We start from the raw sequence: 16,793 nt of genomic DNA on the forward strand, positions 1-16,793 counted from the left end.
GTTCCCGCAGAACTGTACAATCCGGACTCCAGGGAATACTTAATTTTCTCCCGGAAGTTGAAATTCCAGGGGGAAACACTTTATTCTGTCGTTGCTCGAATCGAGCTGTTTCCTGGTTGACAGGGAACGGCTCGGAACCCAGCGCTCCGACCTGGTGGGTCGGGACGAGAGCCGCTGGCGCGAAACAGCCCGGGCGTAGTCCGCGCCCGCCGCAACGATAGCGAGGAGGGGCCGCCATGAGCGGAACTGGAGCGCATTGTGTGCCGTCGCAGAGGACTGTCCGCACCCCGGTGGTGAAGGGGCTTCGGAGGGGCCTGTGGCTCGCGGCACTGGCCCTGCTCGCGACGGGTTGCGCGGAGCGTGAAGGAGCCGAGCAGGCCGCCTCCCGCGTGGCCCAGTCCCTGGAGGAGGCCGCGCGCCCCGCTCCGGCCAGGAGCCCCGTGGGACTGGCGCTCGAAGTGGACAACGGCGTGCCCGCCTCCCTCAAGGTGAAGGCCGGCGAGACGTTCTTCATCAACCAGATCGACCTGCGCGCCGCCATCTCCACCTCGGTGGACCAGGGCGTGAATGGCCTGCGCACCGCGGGTGACTTCGCCTCGCTCGCCTGGCAGGGCGTGGAGCTCGCCGACGACGACCGCTCCCTGGCCGCCAACATGGACGGCACCTTCACCCGCCGCCGCTTCTACCGGGGCGCGCAGTGGATGGAGCAGCCCAGCGTCTTCACCGTGCAGCCGGTGAACGCCGAGGGTCGCGCCACCGGCAAGGCCCTCGTCCTGCGCCTGGGCAGCGAGGACAAGCGCAAGTCCAACGACGACTTCTTCATCCGCCGCCTGCGCGCCATCCAGTGGACGCACAACTGCCGCTCGGCCAAGGACTGCACCGGCGCGAGCAACTTCACCGAGGAGGCGCTCGTCGAGGTTCGCAACGCGCGCACCGGCGCCACCCCCTTCACCCTCTCGGCGGACACCCGCGCCCTGCGCCTGGACTGGTCGGCGCGCCAGGGCGCCTCCTACCTCATCCCCGTGGAGCAGGTGCACAACCCCACCTGGGGCTACGGCTTCTCCATCGACATCAAGGCCCTCACCCCGCCGCGCGCCGACGGCACCTACGCGCCCGGCTCCGCGGTGACGTTCCAGATGACGCTCCGGGACGGGGCCGGCAAGCCCCTGCACCCGGCCGGCAGCCTGCCCACCTACTTCGAGTTCCTCTCCGGGCAGATCCAGTCCGGCATCGAGTACTACCGGGGCTTCTCCGAGCCGGCCGCCACGTACTATCGTCGCAAGCATCGCGAGCGGAACTTCTCGGTGTCCTTCATCGGCCCTGCCCACCGCATCCAGCCCCTGCGCAACATCGTCGAGTTGGAGTCCTTCCTCGGGCCCGATGATGTCATCAGCATCGCCACGCCCGAGCGCGACGGCGTCCTCGCCCAGGCCTCGCTCGTGCCCCCGGCCAACGACACGTTCGGCGGCGCGTATGACCCGAGCCACGCCGGCTGGTTCGCGCCCGTGAGCGACACCTGGACGCACCAGCTGCCGGCCAACGCCGAGCCGGGCACCTACCGGGTGACGGTGAAGGCCCGCCGCGTCTACCTGGGCGAGGACCTCCCCGCCAGCCGCACCGTGGAAATCCAGGTCGGCACGACCCAGCACACCGAGGCCACGCTCACCACCGGCAAGTGCGACACCTGCCACGTGCAGGGCGGCGAGCTGGGCCAGGTGCTGCACGCCACCGACGACCGCGCCACCTGCACCACCTGCCACGCCCCGCTCTCCTTCGAGCTGGAGGGCCCCGTCGCGGTGCGCACGCACTTCGTCCACTCGCGCGGCCGCTTCGACGCGCCCCTGGAGAAGTGCTCCTCCTGCCACCTGTCGCAGGAGAGCACCCAGCGCACCAGCAAGGCCGCCTGCCTCTCGTGCCACAAGAGCTACCCCGACTCCCACGTGGAGAAGTTCGGGCCCATCGAGCACCTGTACGTGGGCGGCGGGCGCGAGTCCTTCCAGCAGTGCACCGGTAGCTGCCATAAAACCCACCCGGGCAGCGGCTTCTAGCGCCGCCGCCCTCCCCCCGGAGGTCCTCCTTGGCAATCGTGAAGATGCAGACGGCCCGTACCACGCAGACGGAGCCCGTCGCGGCCGCCGAGGACCTCGTCAGACAGCTTCAAGGGGGGGCGACGCCCAAGCTCGTCACCCTCTTCGCCTCGCGGGAGAGGGACCAGCTCGCGCTCAACCGCGCCCTGCGCGAGCGGCTGCCCCCGGGCACGCGCCTGGTGGGCGCCACCACCGGCGGCGAGCTGGACAACCAGGGCATCTACCAGGGCAGCGTCGTGCTGGGCGCGCTCTCGGGGGACTTCGAGGTGGGCCTGGGCCTGGGCACCGGCCTGACGCTGGACGCGGTGGGCGCGGGTGCCACCGCCATGAAGCGCGCCGCCCAGGACCTGGGCGTGCGCCAGCAGGACGTCGACTCGCGCAAGTTCGTCGGCCTCGTGATCGACGACGGCTTCCGCTACAAGAAGGAGGAGCTGCTCCTCGGCATCCTCGAGAAGAACCCCACCCTCATCCTCGTGGGGGGCGGCGCCTCGGACGACAAGCTCCAGTCCGCCCAGCTCCACGTGGACGGCGAGGTGGCCACCGACGGCGTGCTGGTGGCCCTCTTCAAGACCAACGCCCCCTGGGCCGCCCTGCGCTCGCACTGGTACGTGCCCACCGGCGAGCGCCTCGTCATCACCAAGGTGGACGACAGCGCCCAGCGCGCCCTGGAGATCGACGGCAAGCCGGCCGCCCTGCGCTACTCCGAGCTGCTCGGCGTGCCCCTGGAGGAGCTGGAGTACGGCAAGCCCAAGGGCTTCGCCGCCCAGCCCACCGCCCTCAAGGTGGGCCGCGAGTACTTCATCCGCGCCGCCTGGAAGCCCCTGCCGGACGGCTCGCTGCTCTTCGCCAACCTCCTGGAGGAGGGCACCGAGCTGGAGCTGATGAAGGTGGGCGACATCGCCGGCGCCACCCGCTCCTTCTTCCAGGAGGAGCTGCCCCGCCGCGTCCAGAATCCCCAGGCCGCCCTGTTGTTCCATTGTGGCGGTCGCATGTATTATTCCCACATGGTTGGAATGGCCCCCCAGCTTGCCGACACCTTGCGCCACGCACCCTCGGCGGCTGGCATGAATGTGCACTTCGAGATCTACTCGGGGTTCCACATCAACACGACGCTGACCGTCCTGGCGTTCGGGGGAAACTGACCGATGACCACAGAGGCGCCTGCCGCGACGGGCACTGAGCTGCCCCGGCTGCTCTTCGTCACCAGCGAGGCGGAGTCCACCCGGGTCCTGGAGCTGCTGCGCGGCTCCGGGGTGGATGTGGCCGCGGAGCGGGTCTCCACGCCCGAGCAGCTCGAGGCGGCGCTGGACAAGCCCTGGGACCTGGCCGTCGGGGGCCCGGGGCTGCCCGGGCTGGGCTTCCGCACGGTGGCGCCGCGGCTGCGCGAGCAGGTCGCGGATCTCCCCTTCGTCGTGCTCGCCTCCGTCTGGGACGAGGCGGAGATGCGCGCGGCCATGGAAGAGGCCGGGGCCTGCAGCTACCTGGAGCTGGACAGGCTGGCGCTGATCGTCCCCGTGGTCCGCCGCGAGCTCAAGCGCGCCATCGAGCGCCGCCAGCACCAGCGGGCCGAGGAGGAGCAGCAGCGCTCGCGCTGGCTGCTGGAGCAGATCGTCGACAACCTCCCCTTCGTCCTCTTCGCCAAGGACGCCGAGGAGCGGCGCATCCGGGTCGTCAACAAGACGCTCGCCGGCATGTTCCAGATGACCAAGGAGTGGCTGTACGGCAAGCGGGACCATGACTACATGCCCCCGCACATCGCCGACGCCTTCGTGGCCATCGACACGGAGATCATCACCACCAAGAAGATGAAGGTCTTCGAGGAGGTGGCGCTGGTGGGCAACGAGGAGCGCATCTTCGCCACCCGCAAGCTGCCGCTGCTGGATGACGCCGGTGAGGTCCGCTACGTGCTGGGCATCACCGACGACGTCACCGAGCGCATGCACTCCGAGGAGAAGCTGCGCAAGTCCCAGGCCGAGCTGGAGGAGGCCAACCGGCGCCTGGCGGAGAACCTGGAGGAGCTCAAGAAGAGCCGCGCCGTGTCCGCGCGCACCCTGGCGAGCTACCAGCAGCGCGCCCTCCAGATGGAGATCATCCGCCAGCAGAACGAGGACCTGGACCGGCTGGCCACCGAGCTGGCCATCGCCAAGCGCAACGAGGAGGAGCGCGCGCGCGAGGCCGAGTCCTCCGCCCGGCTCAAGAGCGAGTTCCTCGCCAACTTCAGCCACGAAATCCGCACGCCGCTCAACGGCATCATCGGCTACTGCGATCTGCTCTCGCGCGAGGAGGGCAGCCGGCTCACGGCGCACGGCCGGCGCGACCTCAACGTGGTGAAGAAGAACGCCCAGACGCTGCTGGCGCTCATCAACGACATCCTCGACCTGTCGAAGATCGAAGCCGGCCGCGCCGAGGTGGTCGTCGAGCGCGTGGACATGCAGGAGCTGGGCGAGGAGTGCACGTCCACCGTCAAGGAGTACCTCAAGGGCAAGGACGTCGCGCTCACGCTCCACATCGAGGAGAAGGCGCAGTACGTCCGCACGGACGCGCTCAAGCTGCGGCAGATCCTCCTCAACCTGCTGTCCAACGCGGCGAAGTTCACCGAGTCCGGGGAGATCGCCCTGAGCGTGCGCGCCGAGGGCCCCGAGGCCGTCTTCACCGTGGAGGACACGGGCATCGGCATCCCCTCGGACCAGGTGCCCTTCATCTTCGAGAAGTTCCGCCAGGTGGACGGCTCCACCACGCGCAAGGTGGGCGGCACCGGGCTGGGGCTCGCCATCGTCCGGGAGCTGAGCAAGATCCTGGGCGGCACCGTGGCGGTGCACAGCATCCTGGGCCGCGGCACCACCTTCACGGTGCGGCTGACCGGCGTCCTCGAGGGCGAGGGGCTGGGCGACTCGCGCGAGCTGGACAGGCCCGTGGCCGTGCAGGACGTGGCGGCGGCGCTCGCGCCCATGGCCACGGGCGGCACGGTGCTGGTGGTGGATGACGACCTGCTCGTGCAGCAGCTGATGGCCGGGCAGCTCGGCCCCGCGGGCTTCAACGTGGTGACGGCCTCCGACGGCCTGGAGGCGCTCAAGAAGGCCCGCGAGCTGCGCCCGCAGGCCATCGTGCTGGACCTCTACCTGCCCCGCCTGGACGGCTGGACCGTGCTGTCCACCCTCAAGAGCGAGCCGGACCTCGCGCGCATCCCCGTCATCATCATCTCCGTGGAGGAGCAGCGGGCGCGCGGCTTCTCGCTCGGGGCGTGCGAGTACCTCATCAAGCCCGTCGAGCCGGACCACCTGGTGGACGTGGTGCGCCGCAGCATCGGCACCACCACCGGCGCGGGCGAGGTGCTGGTGGTGGACGACGACGCCTCCACCCGTGAGCTCGTCAGCCGCTCCCTGCGCCGCGCCGGCTTCTCCACCACCGAGGCCCACAACGGCGAGGACGCCCTGCTCAAGGCGCGCGTCTCCCCGCCCACGCTCGTGGTGTTGGACCTGATGATGCCCAACCTGGACGGCTTCGAGGTGCTGCGCCGCCTGCGCGCCGAGAAGCTCAACGTCCCGGTGGTGGTGCTCACCGGCAAGACGCTCTCCCTCGAGGAGCAGGCCGTGCTGCGCGACGGCTTCGCTGGCTTCGTCCAGAAGGGCGGCCACGCGCTGGAGGACGTCATCGGTCAGGCCAAGGGGCTGCTCCTCAAGCAGAGCGCCCAGCGCGCCGGTCGCCTGCCGCGCATCCTCTACATCGAGGACAACCCGCAGAACCGCGACATCGTCCGCCGCTACCTCGGGGGCCTCTTCGAGGTGCTGGAGGCCGAGGACGGCGAGATGGGCGTGGAGCGCGTCAGGCGTGACACGCCGGACCTCATCCTGATGGACCTGTCCCTGCCGCGCATCGACGGCTGGGAGGCCACGCGGCGCCTGCGGCAGCTGCCCATGGCCGCCACCATCCCGGTCATCGCCGTCACCGCCCACGCCGGCCGCGAGTACCAGGAGAAGGCCACGTCCGTCGGGTGCAACGCCTACCTCACCAAGCCCTTGGATCGCGAGCAGCTGCTCGAGACCATCCGCAAGCACCTGGGGAGAACTCATGGTTGACGCAGCAGTACCCAAGGTCCGTGTCCTCGTGGTGGACGACGATCCAGACCAGTTGGATCTCGTCCGCCGGACACTGAGCGCCCATGGCTTCGACGTGCAGACGCACAACTCGGCGCTGGGCGTGTCCAACCTGGTACGCAACAGCGAGCCGGACCTGGTACTGCTGGACGTGAACTTCCCCGCCCTCAAGGGCGACCAGGTGGTGAGCCTGGCCCGCCGCTACGCGCCGCAGGGCACGAAGTTCATCCTCTACTCGGCGTCGGATGAGTCCAAGCTGCGCTCGCTCGCGCTGGCCTCCGGCGCGGACGGCTACCTCTCCAAGAGCGTCCAGGGCGCCGACCTCATCCGCAAGCTCACCGCCATCCGCAACCAGGGGCGCCCCCTGTCCGCCTGAGCCTCCTTCGTTGGGAAGGCTCGGCCGGGGCAGGGAGGGACGGCCCTGCCCCGGGCCGGAGGGGACTGAGGACAACGGGACCCGGGACGAACACGCTGGAGGGAGGCAACGGCTCGCGGTCCCGGCAGGGCCGGAGGGAACTCGGCCTGCCGAGACTCAAGGTGGGCGCGGGCCCCTTCCCGTCACAGTGTGCTGGAGTACACCGTCCAACGGTACAGGGGAGCGCGCGCGGCTACAGGCGCTGCGTGTCCCCGGGACTCGCCAGCCCCATCTGGCAGGCCACCATGGCCATCTCCACGCGGTTCTGCACCCGCAGCTTGCGGTAGAGGTTGGAGACGTGGGCCTTCACCGTGCGCTCGGTGATGGTGAGGCGCGCGGCGATCTGCAGGTTGTCGGAACCGGCCGCCACCATGCTCAACACCTCGCGCTCCCGGGGCGTGAGCCTGTCGCGCATCGAGGCGTGCTCCTCCGGCTTGGACGGCTGCGGGGGATTCACCAGCTCCGGCGGGACGAGCCACTCACCGCGGGCCACCTGCTCCACGGCGGAGACCAGCTCGGAGCAGCTCACGTTGAGCTTGCACAGGTAGCCGGCGGCACCCGCCTGGAAGCAGCGCTCCAGCAGCGGCAGCTCCCGGAACATCGTCAGGACGAGCGGGCGCGTGCGGGACTGCGTGTCCCTCAGCCGCTCCACCACCTTCAGACCGTCGCCGACTTCGTCGCTGTCCGAGCGCTCGAGCCGCACGTCGATGAGCGCCACGTCCGGTTGGGTCTCCTGAATCTGCTCCAGGAACCCCTGCACGTCCGAGCCCCGGGCGACCACCTCCATCCCCGAGCTCTCGAAGATGGACGTCAGACTCTCCCGAAGGACCTGCTGGTCCTCCAGGATTCCCACCCGAATCCGTCCCGTTCCCATGAGGGACTCCTTTCCCCAGCCCCCGGACACCCGGATTTCCGGATTTCCGGATTTCCGGATTTCCGGATTCAATCACCGTGGGCGCACCTTTATCCAAAATGGATTCTAATGATGCAACTGGACAGGTGCATGGAGACTGGAAAACCCTCTGTCCGCCAGGACGCACACCCATCGTGAACTGCCCAACAGTTCAGCGACCGGGCGAGCAGGCGTCTGTCAGCAGGGCGCCAGCTGGGAGAGGGAGATGCGGACACGGCCAATCTGCTCCACCCGCACCTGTCGCCGACCGGGCAGCAGGTGGAGGCGGACGCAGCAACCCGCCACGTAGGTGCGCAGGCCATCCCCGTCCGGGTGCGCCATCTCTTCCCAGCGCGGATCCTCGGGCGACAGGTACTCGGCGACTTCGGCGATGCGTTGGAGATGGGCCTGGAGCGAGGCCCGCACCTGGACGGGCAGTTCCTCCAGTAGGAGGGTCAAGGGCTGGTCGATATGAATGGCGAAGGACATTTGTCCTACACTCTGGCCACTATCCCCCAGATGTGAATTGTACTGGTGAACAGGCGCGGGGCCGGAGCGCGCGGCGCTGGACGCGGCGCGACAACCCTCCCCCGAGTCCTGCCTCTTCAATGGCTGGCTGGACTCCATCCACGCGGCCCGTGCCAGAAGCGGTAGGCTTGCCTTTCATGAGTGGACTGGCCGAGCTCCTCGCCACGCGGCGGGAGGACATCCTGCGGCGCTTCGAGCGCGCGGTGCGGTCCCACTTCCCGACGGAAGGGCTGACGCGCTCGGCCATCATCGACACGGTGCCCGCCTTGCTCGAGGAGCTGAGCGTCCTGCTCCAGCACACCCTGGCGGGAGGAGCGCCCCAGACGGCGCCCAGCCAGGTGCGGCAGAGGGCGGAGCAGCACCGGCTCCAACGGCTCGAGCTCGGCTACGACTTCGCGCAGATCGTCCGCGAGTACGGCCTGCTGCGCGATTGCATCCTGGAGCTGCAGGAGGAGCTCGGGGGGCCCTTCTCCCTTCAGGAGCAGCGGCTCGTCCACCGCGCGTTGGACCTCGCCATGAGCGATACCGTCTCCGAGGCCCGGCGCTGGCAGGAGGCGCGGCAGCGCACGGCGGACCAGGAGCGCGCGGAGCTGCTGGCCCGCGAGCGCCAGGCCCGGGCCGAGACCGAGGAGCAGCGGGCCCTGCTCGAGCGCATCATCGCGCAGAGCGGCGATGGCATCATCATGGCGGATGCCCAGGGCGTGCTGCGGATCCTCAACCCCGAGGCCGAGCGCCAGCACGGCGTGCCCCTGCGGGTCGTGGGCAGCGCGGAGTGGGTGGAGCGCTACGGGCTGACCGACGAGGAGGGCCGCCCGCTCCCGCTGGAGCAGGTGCCGCTCTACCGCGCGCTCCAGGGCGAGTTCGTGCGGGACCTGATCCTGTGGGTCCGCCGTCCGGATGGCACGCGGCTGCCCCTCTCCGTCACGGCCGGGCCCCTGCGACGGCCCGACGGTACCCTCGCCGGGGCGCTGCTCTCCGCGCGGGACGTGGCGCTGCGGCGCGCCCTGGAGAAGGAGCGCGAGGAGGCCCTGGCGCTGCTGGACACGCTGCTGGACACCGCGCCGGTGGGCCTGTCCTTCCTGGACCGGGAGCTGCGCTACGTGCGCATCAACCCCGCGCTCGCCGCCCTCCACGGCCTGCCCGTGGAGCAGCACCTCGGGCGCATCGCCCACGAGGTCGTCCCGGAGCTGGCGGCCCCCACCGAGCCCTACTACCGGCGCGTCCTCGAGACGGGCGAGCCGGTACTCAACGTCGAGCTGGCGGTCCGCACGCCCGGCCGGAAGGGAGAGCTGGGCTACTTCCTGGTGAGCTACACGCCGGTGAAGGACCGCGAGGGCCGCACCCTCATGGTGGGCACGGCGGTGGTGGACATCACCGACCTCAAGCGCTTCGAGGAGCGGCTGCGCCAGACGGCGGAGTTCCGCGAGCGCTTCCTGGGCATCGTCAGTCATGACCTGCGCAACCCGCTGAGCGTCATCAACCTGTCGGCCAACCTGCTGCTGCGCCAGGAGACGCTGCCGGAGCGCGCCCTGCGGCTGGCCCAGCGCATCGCCCTCAACGCCGAGCAGATGGGGCGGATGATCGCCGACCTGTTGGATCTCACCCGCGGGCGGCTGGGGGGCGGCATCCCCATCACCCCGGCCCCGGCCGACCTGGACCCGCTGGGCCGCCGCGTCGTGGGCGAGCTGGAGGTGGCCCACCCGGACCGGGAGCTGCGGCTGGAGGCCCGGGGCAACCTCCAGGGCGAGTGGGACCTGGACCGGCTGGCCCAGCTCATCGGCAACCTCCTCAAGAACGCCCTCGACTACAGCCGCGAGGGCACCCCCGTCACCCTGTCCCTCCAGGACGAGGGGGAGCGCGTGCGCCTGGAGGTGGGCAACCGCGGAGAGCCCATCCCCGCCGAGCTGCTGCCCCTGCTCTTCGAGCCCTTCCGCCGGGGCGGGTCGCGCGCGGGCTCGGCCTCCTCCGGGCTGGGGCTCGGGCTCTTCATCGTCCAGCAGATCGCCACCGCCCACGGGGGCACCGTCGAGGTGCGCTCGAGTCGCGAGGAGGGAACGGTGTTCACCGTGCGGCTGCCCCGGATGGCTCCGCGGCGTCCGTGAGCGCTCCGACTTCCCGGACTTTTCCCGTCTCGCCAACGTCGTAACCCTGGAATATTCCAGGCATTGCGCCTCCCCTCGGGTTGGGACGTTGGATTTCGGGTCCCCCGGCTTCCTTCACGGGGAGGCAGGCATCAAACTGCGTGGGCGGGACGAGTATCCTGGATTCTCGCAGCCCTCCGGCTGCCTCCACGAAACCTTCTTGCCCATCACCAAGGGGAGCCCATGTCCGAGAGCGAGAACAAGATTCGTGTCCTCGTGGTGGACGACGATGTGGACCAGCTCATGCTGTTGGAGCGGACGCTGAACGCGTACGGCTTCGAGGTGCGCACCCACCGCTCGTCACTGGGAGTGTCCAATCTGGTGCGCCACGCGATGCCAGACCTGGTGCTGCTGGACGTGAACATCCCGGCGCTCAGCGGCGACAGGGTGCTGTCGCTGGCGCGCAACCAGGCCCCGGCCACCACGCGCTTCATCCTCTACTCGGCCTCGGACGAGTCCAAGCTGCGCGCGCTCGCGCTGGCCTCGGGCGCGGACGGCTACATCTCCAAGAGCACCCAGGGCGAGGCGCTGGCCCGCAGGCTCATCAGCATCTACAAGAAGAGCAAGCTGCCCGCCGCGGCGAGCACCAGCGCCCAGTAGCCCCGCTCACAAGAGCGCGGCGACTTCCTGGTAGACGCTCCGGAAGTCGCCCCGCGCGCCGATGAGTCGCAGGTTCTGCGCCAGCCCACCGGTGGAGCGGAAGAACATGACGCCCTCGGCGGGCGGACGGATCTTCAGGAAGCGGGCCGCGTTGCGCGCGAAGTGCAGCTTCATGTCGCGGGTGATGGAGCACGTGGCGTAGTCGTAGGGCGAGGCGCGCATGGGCCGCCCGGCGATGTGCAGCACCTCCTGGATGAGGGCGGCGGCCTCCGCGTCCGGCAGCTCCGAGGTGAAGCCCACCTCGCGGCTCAGCCCGAGCACGTCCATGGACTCGAGCTTCACGGCGTGCAGGAACATGCGCCGGTTGGCGTCCACGAAGCGCGGGGAGAAGCGCTTGATGGAGCCGAAGTCGAGCAGCCCCAGCCGCCCGTCGTCGAGCACCATGAAGTTGCCCGGGTGCGGATCCGCGTGCATCTCGCCGTGGGTGAAGAAGGGCCCATAAATGGCGAGGATGAGCAGGCGCGCCACGCGGAAGCGCTCGGCGGCGGAGGGCTCGGAGACGACCCAGTCCTTGAGGGTGCGGCCCTGGAGCAGCTCCAGGGTGAGCACGCGCCCGGTGGTGCGCTCGGGGATGACGTCGGGCACCTTGAGCTCCGGCAGGCGGGCCACGCTCTGGGCGAAGGCGGCGCACAGGCGGGCCTCGCGGCGGTAGTCCGTCTCCAGCAGCATCTCCTCGCGCAGCTCGCGGAAATAGGCGGTGCCATCCGTGAGGCGCGAGGCCTTGGACACCGTCTTCACCACCAGCCCGAGGTTGTCCATGTCCCCGGCCAGCGTGTCGGCGATGCCGGGGTACTGCACCTTCACCGCCACGCGCCTGCCATCGTGCAGCACCGCGCGGTGCACCTGCCCCAGGGAAGCGGCGGCCAGCGGCGTGCGCTCGAACTCGCGGAAGAGGACCTCCGGGGCCTCGCCGAGCTCCTCGCGGAGCACCCGCGCCACCACCTCGTAGGGCATGGGCGGGGCCTCGTTCTGCAGGCGGGCGATGACCTGGCGCACCTCGGGGGAGAGCAGCTCCGTGTCCATGGACAGGGCCTGGCCGAGCTTCATGGCCGCGCCCTTGAGCTCCCCGAGCGTGGAGACCAGCTTCTCGGCGGAGGCCTTGCTGAACAGCTCCGGCTCCTCCCCGACGAGCCGCTTCGCCCCATTCTTGAGGACGTCCGCGCTGAGTTGCGCGGAGAGGCCCGCCAGCTTGCGGAAGCGGGTGAAGCGCCCCTGGGTGGGGAGCGTGTCGTCGAGGTCGGAAGGGTCGGAGGCCATGCGTGCGCGACCGATACTAACGGTGCGACGCGGTCACCGCACCGGCACGCATCCTCGCCCGGAGGGCATTCCAGCGCTTGAGCGCTTCCAGGTGGAGCGGATCCACCCGGAGGGCGGCCTCGTAGGCGGCGAGCGCCTCGGTGGAGCGGCCGGCGGCCCGGAAGGCATCTCCGGAGGCCAGGTGCAGCACCGAGTGGCCCTCCGTCTCCGGGTGGCGCGCGAGGTAGCGCCGGCGGCTCGCCTCCAGGGCGGTGACGGTGAGGCCGGCGGCGAGGCAGCGCAGCACGCCGTCCACGTTGCGCAGCTCCGCGTCGTACTCCACGCGACGGTCCACGTGGCCGAGCACCAGGAGCGCCTCGGCCACCTTGGCGAGCCCGCGCTGCACGAGGGCACGCTGGCCAGGAGACAGGGAGAGGGCGAGCAGCGGCTCGAGCCGGTTGCGGGCCTCGCGGGCGTGGGTGCGCACCGTGTCGGCGTCCGCGTCCCGGGGCACGCCCAGCACGGTGTAGTGGTCGCCGACGAGGCGCTGGCGGAACTCGCGCAGCACGGGCTCGGCGCGGGCGTCGTCCTGGGCGGAGGGAGGCGTGGCCTCGGGAGGCTTCTCCCCCGCCAGAAGCCGGGCGAAGGTCTGCTGGAAGGCCACCGTGGTGTCGCGCAGCTCCACGCCGAAGCCGGGGACCATGTTCCACGCCTGGGCCTGCTCGGCCGTCACGTGGCGCACCACCTGGCCGGTGCAGGGCAGCTCGCCCCCGGGCAGCCGCAGCAGCATGGACACGTCGGCGAGCAGCGGCGGCGGCGCGTCCCCCGTGCGCAGGAAGAGGCCGGTGCGGCCCACGCGCTCACAGGAGTACTCGCGCACGCCCAGCGAGCCGTGCACGGGCACGCGCGCGGTGAAGGTGACGCCGTCCAGGAACAGGGGCGCGGGCGTGCGCGCCGGGGTGATGGAGCACTCCAGCGCGGCGCGCATCTCGGCGGCGGTGGAGTAGCGCGCCTCGGGCCGCTTGGCGAGCGCGCGCAGCAGCACCGCGGAGAGCGCGGGCGGAATCCCCGGGCGCACCTCGTGGGGCGGGCGCGGCGTCTGCTGCAGGTGGGCCACGAGGATCTCCGCCGCGTTGCTGCCGGAGAAGGGCGTGGTGCCCGTGAGGAGCTGGTAGCCGAGCACCCCCACCGCGTAGAGGTCCGTGCGCGCGTCGACTTCCTTGCTGCCACACTGCTCGGGGGCCATGAACTCGGGCGTGCCCATGAGCACGCCGGTGCGGGTGGGCGTCTCCCCCTCGAGGCGCACGAGCCGCTTGGCGATGCCGAAGTCGAGCAGCTTCACCCGGTGGCGCCCGTTGGGGCCCTGCACGAGGAAGAGGTTGGCGGGCTTGAGGTCGCGGTGGATGATGCCGCGCGCGTGCGCGGCGCCGAGCGCGTCGCACACCTGGGCCAGCAGCTCCACCACCAGGCGGGGCTCCAGCGGCCCGCGCGCGAAGGAGGCGAGGCTCTGCCCCTCCAGGTACTCCATGACGAAGTAGGGGCTGCCCTCGCGCGTGTCGAGGTCGTACACGGTGACGACGTTCTCGTGCTGCACGAGGCTCATGGCGCGGGCCTCGGCCAGGAAGCGGGCGACGAGCTCCGGCTCCTCGGCGAGGTGGCGGTGGAGCACCTTCACCGCCACGCGCTTGGGGATGAGGACGTGCTCGGCGAGCAGCACCGTGCCCATGCCGCCGCGGCCCAGCTCGCGCAGCGCCATGAAGCTGCCGAAGCGCTGGCCCACCAGCGGCTCCCCACCGCGCTCACCCGCGGGCGCCAGCGTGGGCTGATTGGTCCCCTCCTCGCGGGCCCGCAGGAAGGTGGGGCACTCCGCCAGTTCCGGATGCGGGGTATGGCAGGAGCAGTGCGGCAGGGGGTCGGGAGTCACGGCACCCTTCTTCCTTGCCAGCTTCATGCCGAGCCCCTCGGGCCTGCATCGCGGGGTTGGTACGTTGCCAAGTGGTTGATGATCCCCGCCTCCAGGCCACTATCGGTGCGTATCCCCTGATTCCGTGGTACCGGGATGATTCGACGAGGCTGTAAAAAGCGGCGAAGCGGGGCTGAAACTTCTACCGACTCCTGCCCTGCCCCTGGCCCGCGGGCCGATCAGCACGAGTGCGTGGAAGTCCGGCGAGAGGGGGCCCGGTGAAGCGCGGGACGCGGACGCTGGGAGGGGGAGGCGCGGTGGCGTCAGGACAGGTGCGGTGCTGCATCATCGGCGTGGACGGCGCGATGACGGCGGACGGCTTCCCACACACCCGGTGAAACACTCACGCGACAGCCATTCATCTCGCCCCGAGACCCGGACGGGGAGAGGACATCCAGGACCGCGGACCGCAGGACGGGAAACGGGACGCCCTCGCGGGGCGGGCCCTCAGTGCCCGTGGGCGGCCATGAGGCTGGAGGACAGGGAGTGCGCGTCGTCCTCGACCTTCTCGACGTCGAGCACGGAGACGGTGCGGCAGGACTCGTCCACCTCATAGAGGACGGCGTAGCCATCCACGACGCAGCGCAGCAGCGGCAGGTCGGTGGCACCGAGCTTCAACCAGAGCGGGTTGAGGGGAGGAGCCATCTCCGCCAGCTGGGCGATGTCGTCGATGCGGCGATGCAATCGCTCGACGAGCTCCGAGGGGAGCGCCTTCAAGGTGCTCCACAGCTCCACGGGGATATGGACGCGGTAGGCCATTGGGGCCCAGATGGCCATTGTCCCGTGGCCGGACAAGTGGGGGGTTGCGCATTGCCAGACAGGGACGGGCGCGCAAGGTTGGCCTCCCAACGAATTCCCGGCGCCCGAGCGGCCCGGACCGTGCGCTGTCTGTCATTGGAGCGGCTCGGCGCCGGGAGGGCGCCCGTGGGGGATTTCTCGGAAGGCGTGCTGCTCCGTGCTCAGATGTGCTCCGGGGCGCACGCCCCCTCGCCCGAACATCGGAGCCCGACGTCCCGTGGAAACACTCGTTCGCTTCGCGGAGGCCCTCGGTCGCTTCTCCGCGCGCTTCGTGCCCAGTGCGTTCGCCATCGCGGTGCTGCTCTCGCTGCTCACCCTGGGGCTGGCCCTCGGGTGGACCGAGACCCCCCCCGCGCGCGTGCTGGACGCCTGGGGCGGGGGCTTCTGGGAGCTGCTCACCTTCTCCATGCAGATGGCCGTGGTGATGTTCACCGGTTATCTGTTGGCCCTCACCGGGCCGGTGCGGGCCCTGCTGGTGCGGCTGGCGGGGCTGGCCCGGAGCCCCAGGGGCGCGGTGGTGCTCATGGCCGCCGTCTCCATGGGGCTGGCCTACATCAACTGGGGCCTGTCGCTGGTGGCGAGCGCCATGCTGGTGCGCTTCGTGGTGCGGCGGCAGCCGGACGTGGACTACCGCCTGCTGGTGGCGTGCGCCTACTTCGGCCTGGGCGCCACCTGGCATGCCGGCCTGTCCGCCTCGGCCCCGCTGCTGGTGGCCACCCCCGGCCACTTCCTGGAGAAGCAGCTCGGCGTCATCCCCATCACCCGCACCCTCTTCTCCTCCTTCAACCTCGGGCTCACCCTGGGAGTGGTGGGCGTGCTCACCCTGCTGGCGTGGGCGCTGCATCCGCGCGGCGAGCGCACGGTGCGGGTGGACCCGGCCATCCTCGAGCAGCTCCAGGACTTCCAGCCGCCCCAGCGCCCGCGCGAGCGGAGCCCCGCGGTGTGGCTGGACTTCTCCCCGCTGCTCAACGTCGTCTTCGGCGCGCTGGGCCTGCTCTGGTTCGGGCGCTACCTGTGGCTCAACGGGGGCTGGAAGGCCATCAACCTCAACGTGGTGAACTTCCTCTTCCTCACGCTGGCGGTGCTGCTGCACGGCACGCCCGCGCGGCTGCTCAAGGCCAGCGAGGAGGCCGCCAGCGTGCTGCACGGCATCGTGCTCCAGTTCCCCCTCTACGCGGGCATCTACGGCATCTTCAAGGCCACCGGCCTCACCGAGCGCATCGGCCAGCTCTTCGTCTCGCTGTCCACCCCCACCAGCTTCCCCGCCATCGTCTACCTCTATAGCGGCGTGGTGAACTACTTCGTGCCCTCGGGTGGCTCCAAGTGGGCCATCGAGGCGCCCTACCTGCTGGAGGCGGCCAGGACGCTCGGGGTGGCGCCGGAGAAGGTGGTGCTGGCGTACGCCTGGGGGGACATGGCCACGGACCTCATCCAGCCCTTCTGGGCCCTGCCGCTGCTGGCGGTGGCGCGGCTGGAGTTCAAGGACATCCTCGGCTTCCTGCTGGTGGCCTTCTTCGTCTACCTGCCGCTCGTCACCCTCGCCTTCTTCCTGTGGGGCTGAGGGCCCCTCCCCGCTGGCCAGCCCGGGTCGGTCTTGTGCTAGACACTCGCGCGCGGGGCCGGTCCGTTGCGCCGGCCCGGGGAACCCAACTCGAGGGGGAAACACCATGGCAGGCAATCTGAAGAAGCTGGCGATGTGCGCGGTGGTGGCGTTCGGCGGCGTGGCGATGGCTCAGGACGCGGCGCCCGAGGCGGCGGCCCCGGCGCACGAGCCGGTGAAGGTTCCGTCCGGCGACGCGGTGAAGAGCACCTGGGAGTACTTCTACAAGGGCCAGGGCCAGGGCCCGGTGCTGGTGGACGCCAAGCTGTGCACCGAGGTGGGCAAGGAAGGCCCCAACAAGTTCGAGTGCACCGCCGAGGTGCCCGCCGAGGGCGTCAAGGCCAACACCACGGTGATGGTGTGGCAGTCCTACCTGGTG

Annotated in this window: 12 protein-coding genes and 1 pseudogene; 8 read left to right on the forward strand and 5 right to left on the reverse strand. The window is 70.4% G+C overall.

Going from position 1 to position 16,793, the window contains the following annotated elements; translation table 11 throughout:
- The first annotated feature begins 260 nt into the window (after positions 1-260).
- From VF697_RS24765 to VF697_RS24780, 4 genes are read left to right on the forward strand one after another with little or no spacing between them, the layout of a single operon-like run.
- Complete coding sequence (locus tag VF697_RS24765; RefSeq protein WP_331099070.1) at positions 261-2,048, forward strand: cytochrome C; 1,788 nt, start codon at positions 261-263, stop codon at positions 2,046-2,048.
- 29 nt (positions 2,049-2,077) lie between these two features.
- Positions 2,078-3,229 (forward strand): FIST signal transduction protein, encoded by a 1,152-nt coding sequence (locus VF697_RS24770; protein ID WP_331099072.1) that lies wholly within the window; start codon positions 2,078-2,080, stop codon positions 3,227-3,229.
- A 3-nt stretch (positions 3,230-3,232) separates the two neighbouring features.
- Positions 3,233-6,163, forward strand: coding sequence for a response regulator (locus VF697_RS24775; RefSeq protein ID WP_331099073.1), 2,931 nt, complete (start codon positions 3,233-3,235; stop codon positions 6,161-6,163).
- Complete coding sequence (locus VF697_RS24780; protein WP_331099074.1) at positions 6,156-6,557, forward strand: response regulator; 402 nt, start codon at positions 6,156-6,158, stop codon at positions 6,555-6,557. The genes VF697_RS24775 and VF697_RS24780 overlap by 8 nt, the downstream gene beginning before the upstream one ends.
- Positions 6,558-6,789: 232 nt before the next feature.
- Here VF697_RS24780 and VF697_RS24785 read toward each other — a convergent pair whose 3' ends face one another.
- Together VF697_RS24785 and VF697_RS24790 are read right to left on the reverse strand one after the other, a co-directional pair.
- Positions 6,790-7,470, reverse strand: a complete 681-nt coding sequence (locus VF697_RS24785; protein ID WP_331099075.1) for a response regulator transcription factor — start codon at positions 7,468-7,470, stop codon at positions 6,790-6,792.
- Positions 7,471-7,686: 216 nt separating this feature from the next.
- Positions 7,687-7,977 (reverse strand): hypothetical protein, encoded by a 291-nt coding sequence (locus VF697_RS24790; RefSeq protein ID WP_331099077.1) that lies wholly within the window; start codon positions 7,975-7,977, stop codon positions 7,687-7,689.
- Between the two features lie 176 nt (positions 7,978-8,153).
- Between VF697_RS24790 and VF697_RS24795 the strand changes: the two genes are divergently transcribed.
- Entirely contained in the window at positions 8,154-10,118 is a 1,965-nt protein-coding gene (locus tag VF697_RS24795; RefSeq protein WP_331099079.1) for an ATP-binding protein, read from the forward strand.
- A 222-nt stretch (positions 10,119-10,340) separates the two neighbouring features.
- A complete protein-coding gene (locus VF697_RS24800; protein WP_331099081.1) occupies positions 10,341-10,757 on the forward strand; it encodes a response regulator in 417 nt (138 codons plus the stop codon).
- A 6-nt stretch (positions 10,758-10,763) separates the two neighbouring features.
- Here the strand turns inward: VF697_RS24800 and VF697_RS24805 are convergent, their stop codons facing one another.
- From VF697_RS24805 to VF697_RS24815, 3 genes are all read right to left on the reverse strand, one after another.
- Positions 10,764-12,074 (reverse strand): AarF/ABC1/UbiB kinase family protein, encoded by a 1,311-nt coding sequence (locus tag VF697_RS24805; RefSeq protein WP_331099083.1) that lies wholly within the window; start codon positions 12,072-12,074, stop codon positions 10,764-10,766.
- 16 nt (positions 12,075-12,090) lie between these two features.
- Positions 12,091-13,977, reverse strand: a complete 1,887-nt coding sequence (locus VF697_RS24810; protein WP_331099085.1) for a protein kinase domain-containing protein — start codon at positions 13,975-13,977, stop codon at positions 12,091-12,093.
- 486 nt (positions 13,978-14,463) lie between these two features.
- On the reverse strand, positions 14,464-14,793 hold the full coding sequence (locus tag VF697_RS24815) for a hypothetical protein (protein WP_331099087.1): 330 nt from the start codon (positions 14,791-14,793) through the stop codon (positions 14,464-14,466).
- Positions 14,794-15,031: 238 nt separating this feature from the next.
- On the opposite strand from VF697_RS24815, the gene VF697_RS24820 reads away from it, so the two are divergent.
- Together VF697_RS24820 and VF697_RS24825 are read left to right on the forward strand one after the other, a co-directional pair.
- On the forward strand, positions 15,032-16,375 hold the full coding sequence (locus VF697_RS24820) for a short-chain fatty acid transporter (protein ID WP_331099089.1): 1,344 nt from the start codon (positions 15,032-15,034) through the stop codon (positions 16,373-16,375).
- 106 nt (positions 16,376-16,481) lie between these two features.
- Positions 16,482-16,793, forward strand: a pseudogene (locus VF697_RS24825) (hypothetical protein); the annotation flags it as partial.

Origin of the sequence: Archangium sp. (assembly GCF_036388035.1) — a bacterium.
In the GTDB taxonomy this organism is placed as follows: Bacteria; Myxococcota; Myxococcia; order Myxococcales; family Myxococcaceae; genus Archangium.

Bases quoted from the DNA above. Each gene is read 5' to 3' on its own strand.
- VF697_RS24785 (WP_331099075.1), bottom strand. From the start codon at position 7,470: ATGGGAACGGGACGGATTCGGGTGGGAATCCTGGAGGACCAGCAGGTC.
- VF697_RS24780 (WP_331099074.1), top strand. From the start codon at position 6,156: ATGGTTGACGCAGCAGTACCCAAGGTCCGTGTCCTCGTGGTGGACGAC.
- VF697_RS24790 (WP_331099077.1), bottom strand. From the start codon at position 7,977: ATGTCCTTCGCCATTCATATCGACCAGCCCTTGACCCTCCTACTGGAG.
- VF697_RS24805 (WP_331099083.1), bottom strand. From the start codon at position 12,074: ATGGCCTCCGACCCTTCCGACCTCGACGACACGCTCCCCACCCAGGGG.
- VF697_RS24795 (WP_331099079.1), top strand. From the start codon at position 8,154: ATGAGTGGACTGGCCGAGCTCCTCGCCACGCGGCGGGAGGACATCCTG.
- VF697_RS24800 (WP_331099081.1), top strand. From the start codon at position 10,341: ATGTCCGAGAGCGAGAACAAGATTCGTGTCCTCGTGGTGGACGACGAT.
- VF697_RS24815 (WP_331099087.1), bottom strand. From the start codon at position 14,793: ATGGCCATCTGGGCCCCAATGGCCTACCGCGTCCATATCCCCGTGGAG.
- VF697_RS24775 (WP_331099073.1), top strand. From the start codon at position 3,233: ATGACCACAGAGGCGCCTGCCGCGACGGGCACTGAGCTGCCCCGGCTG.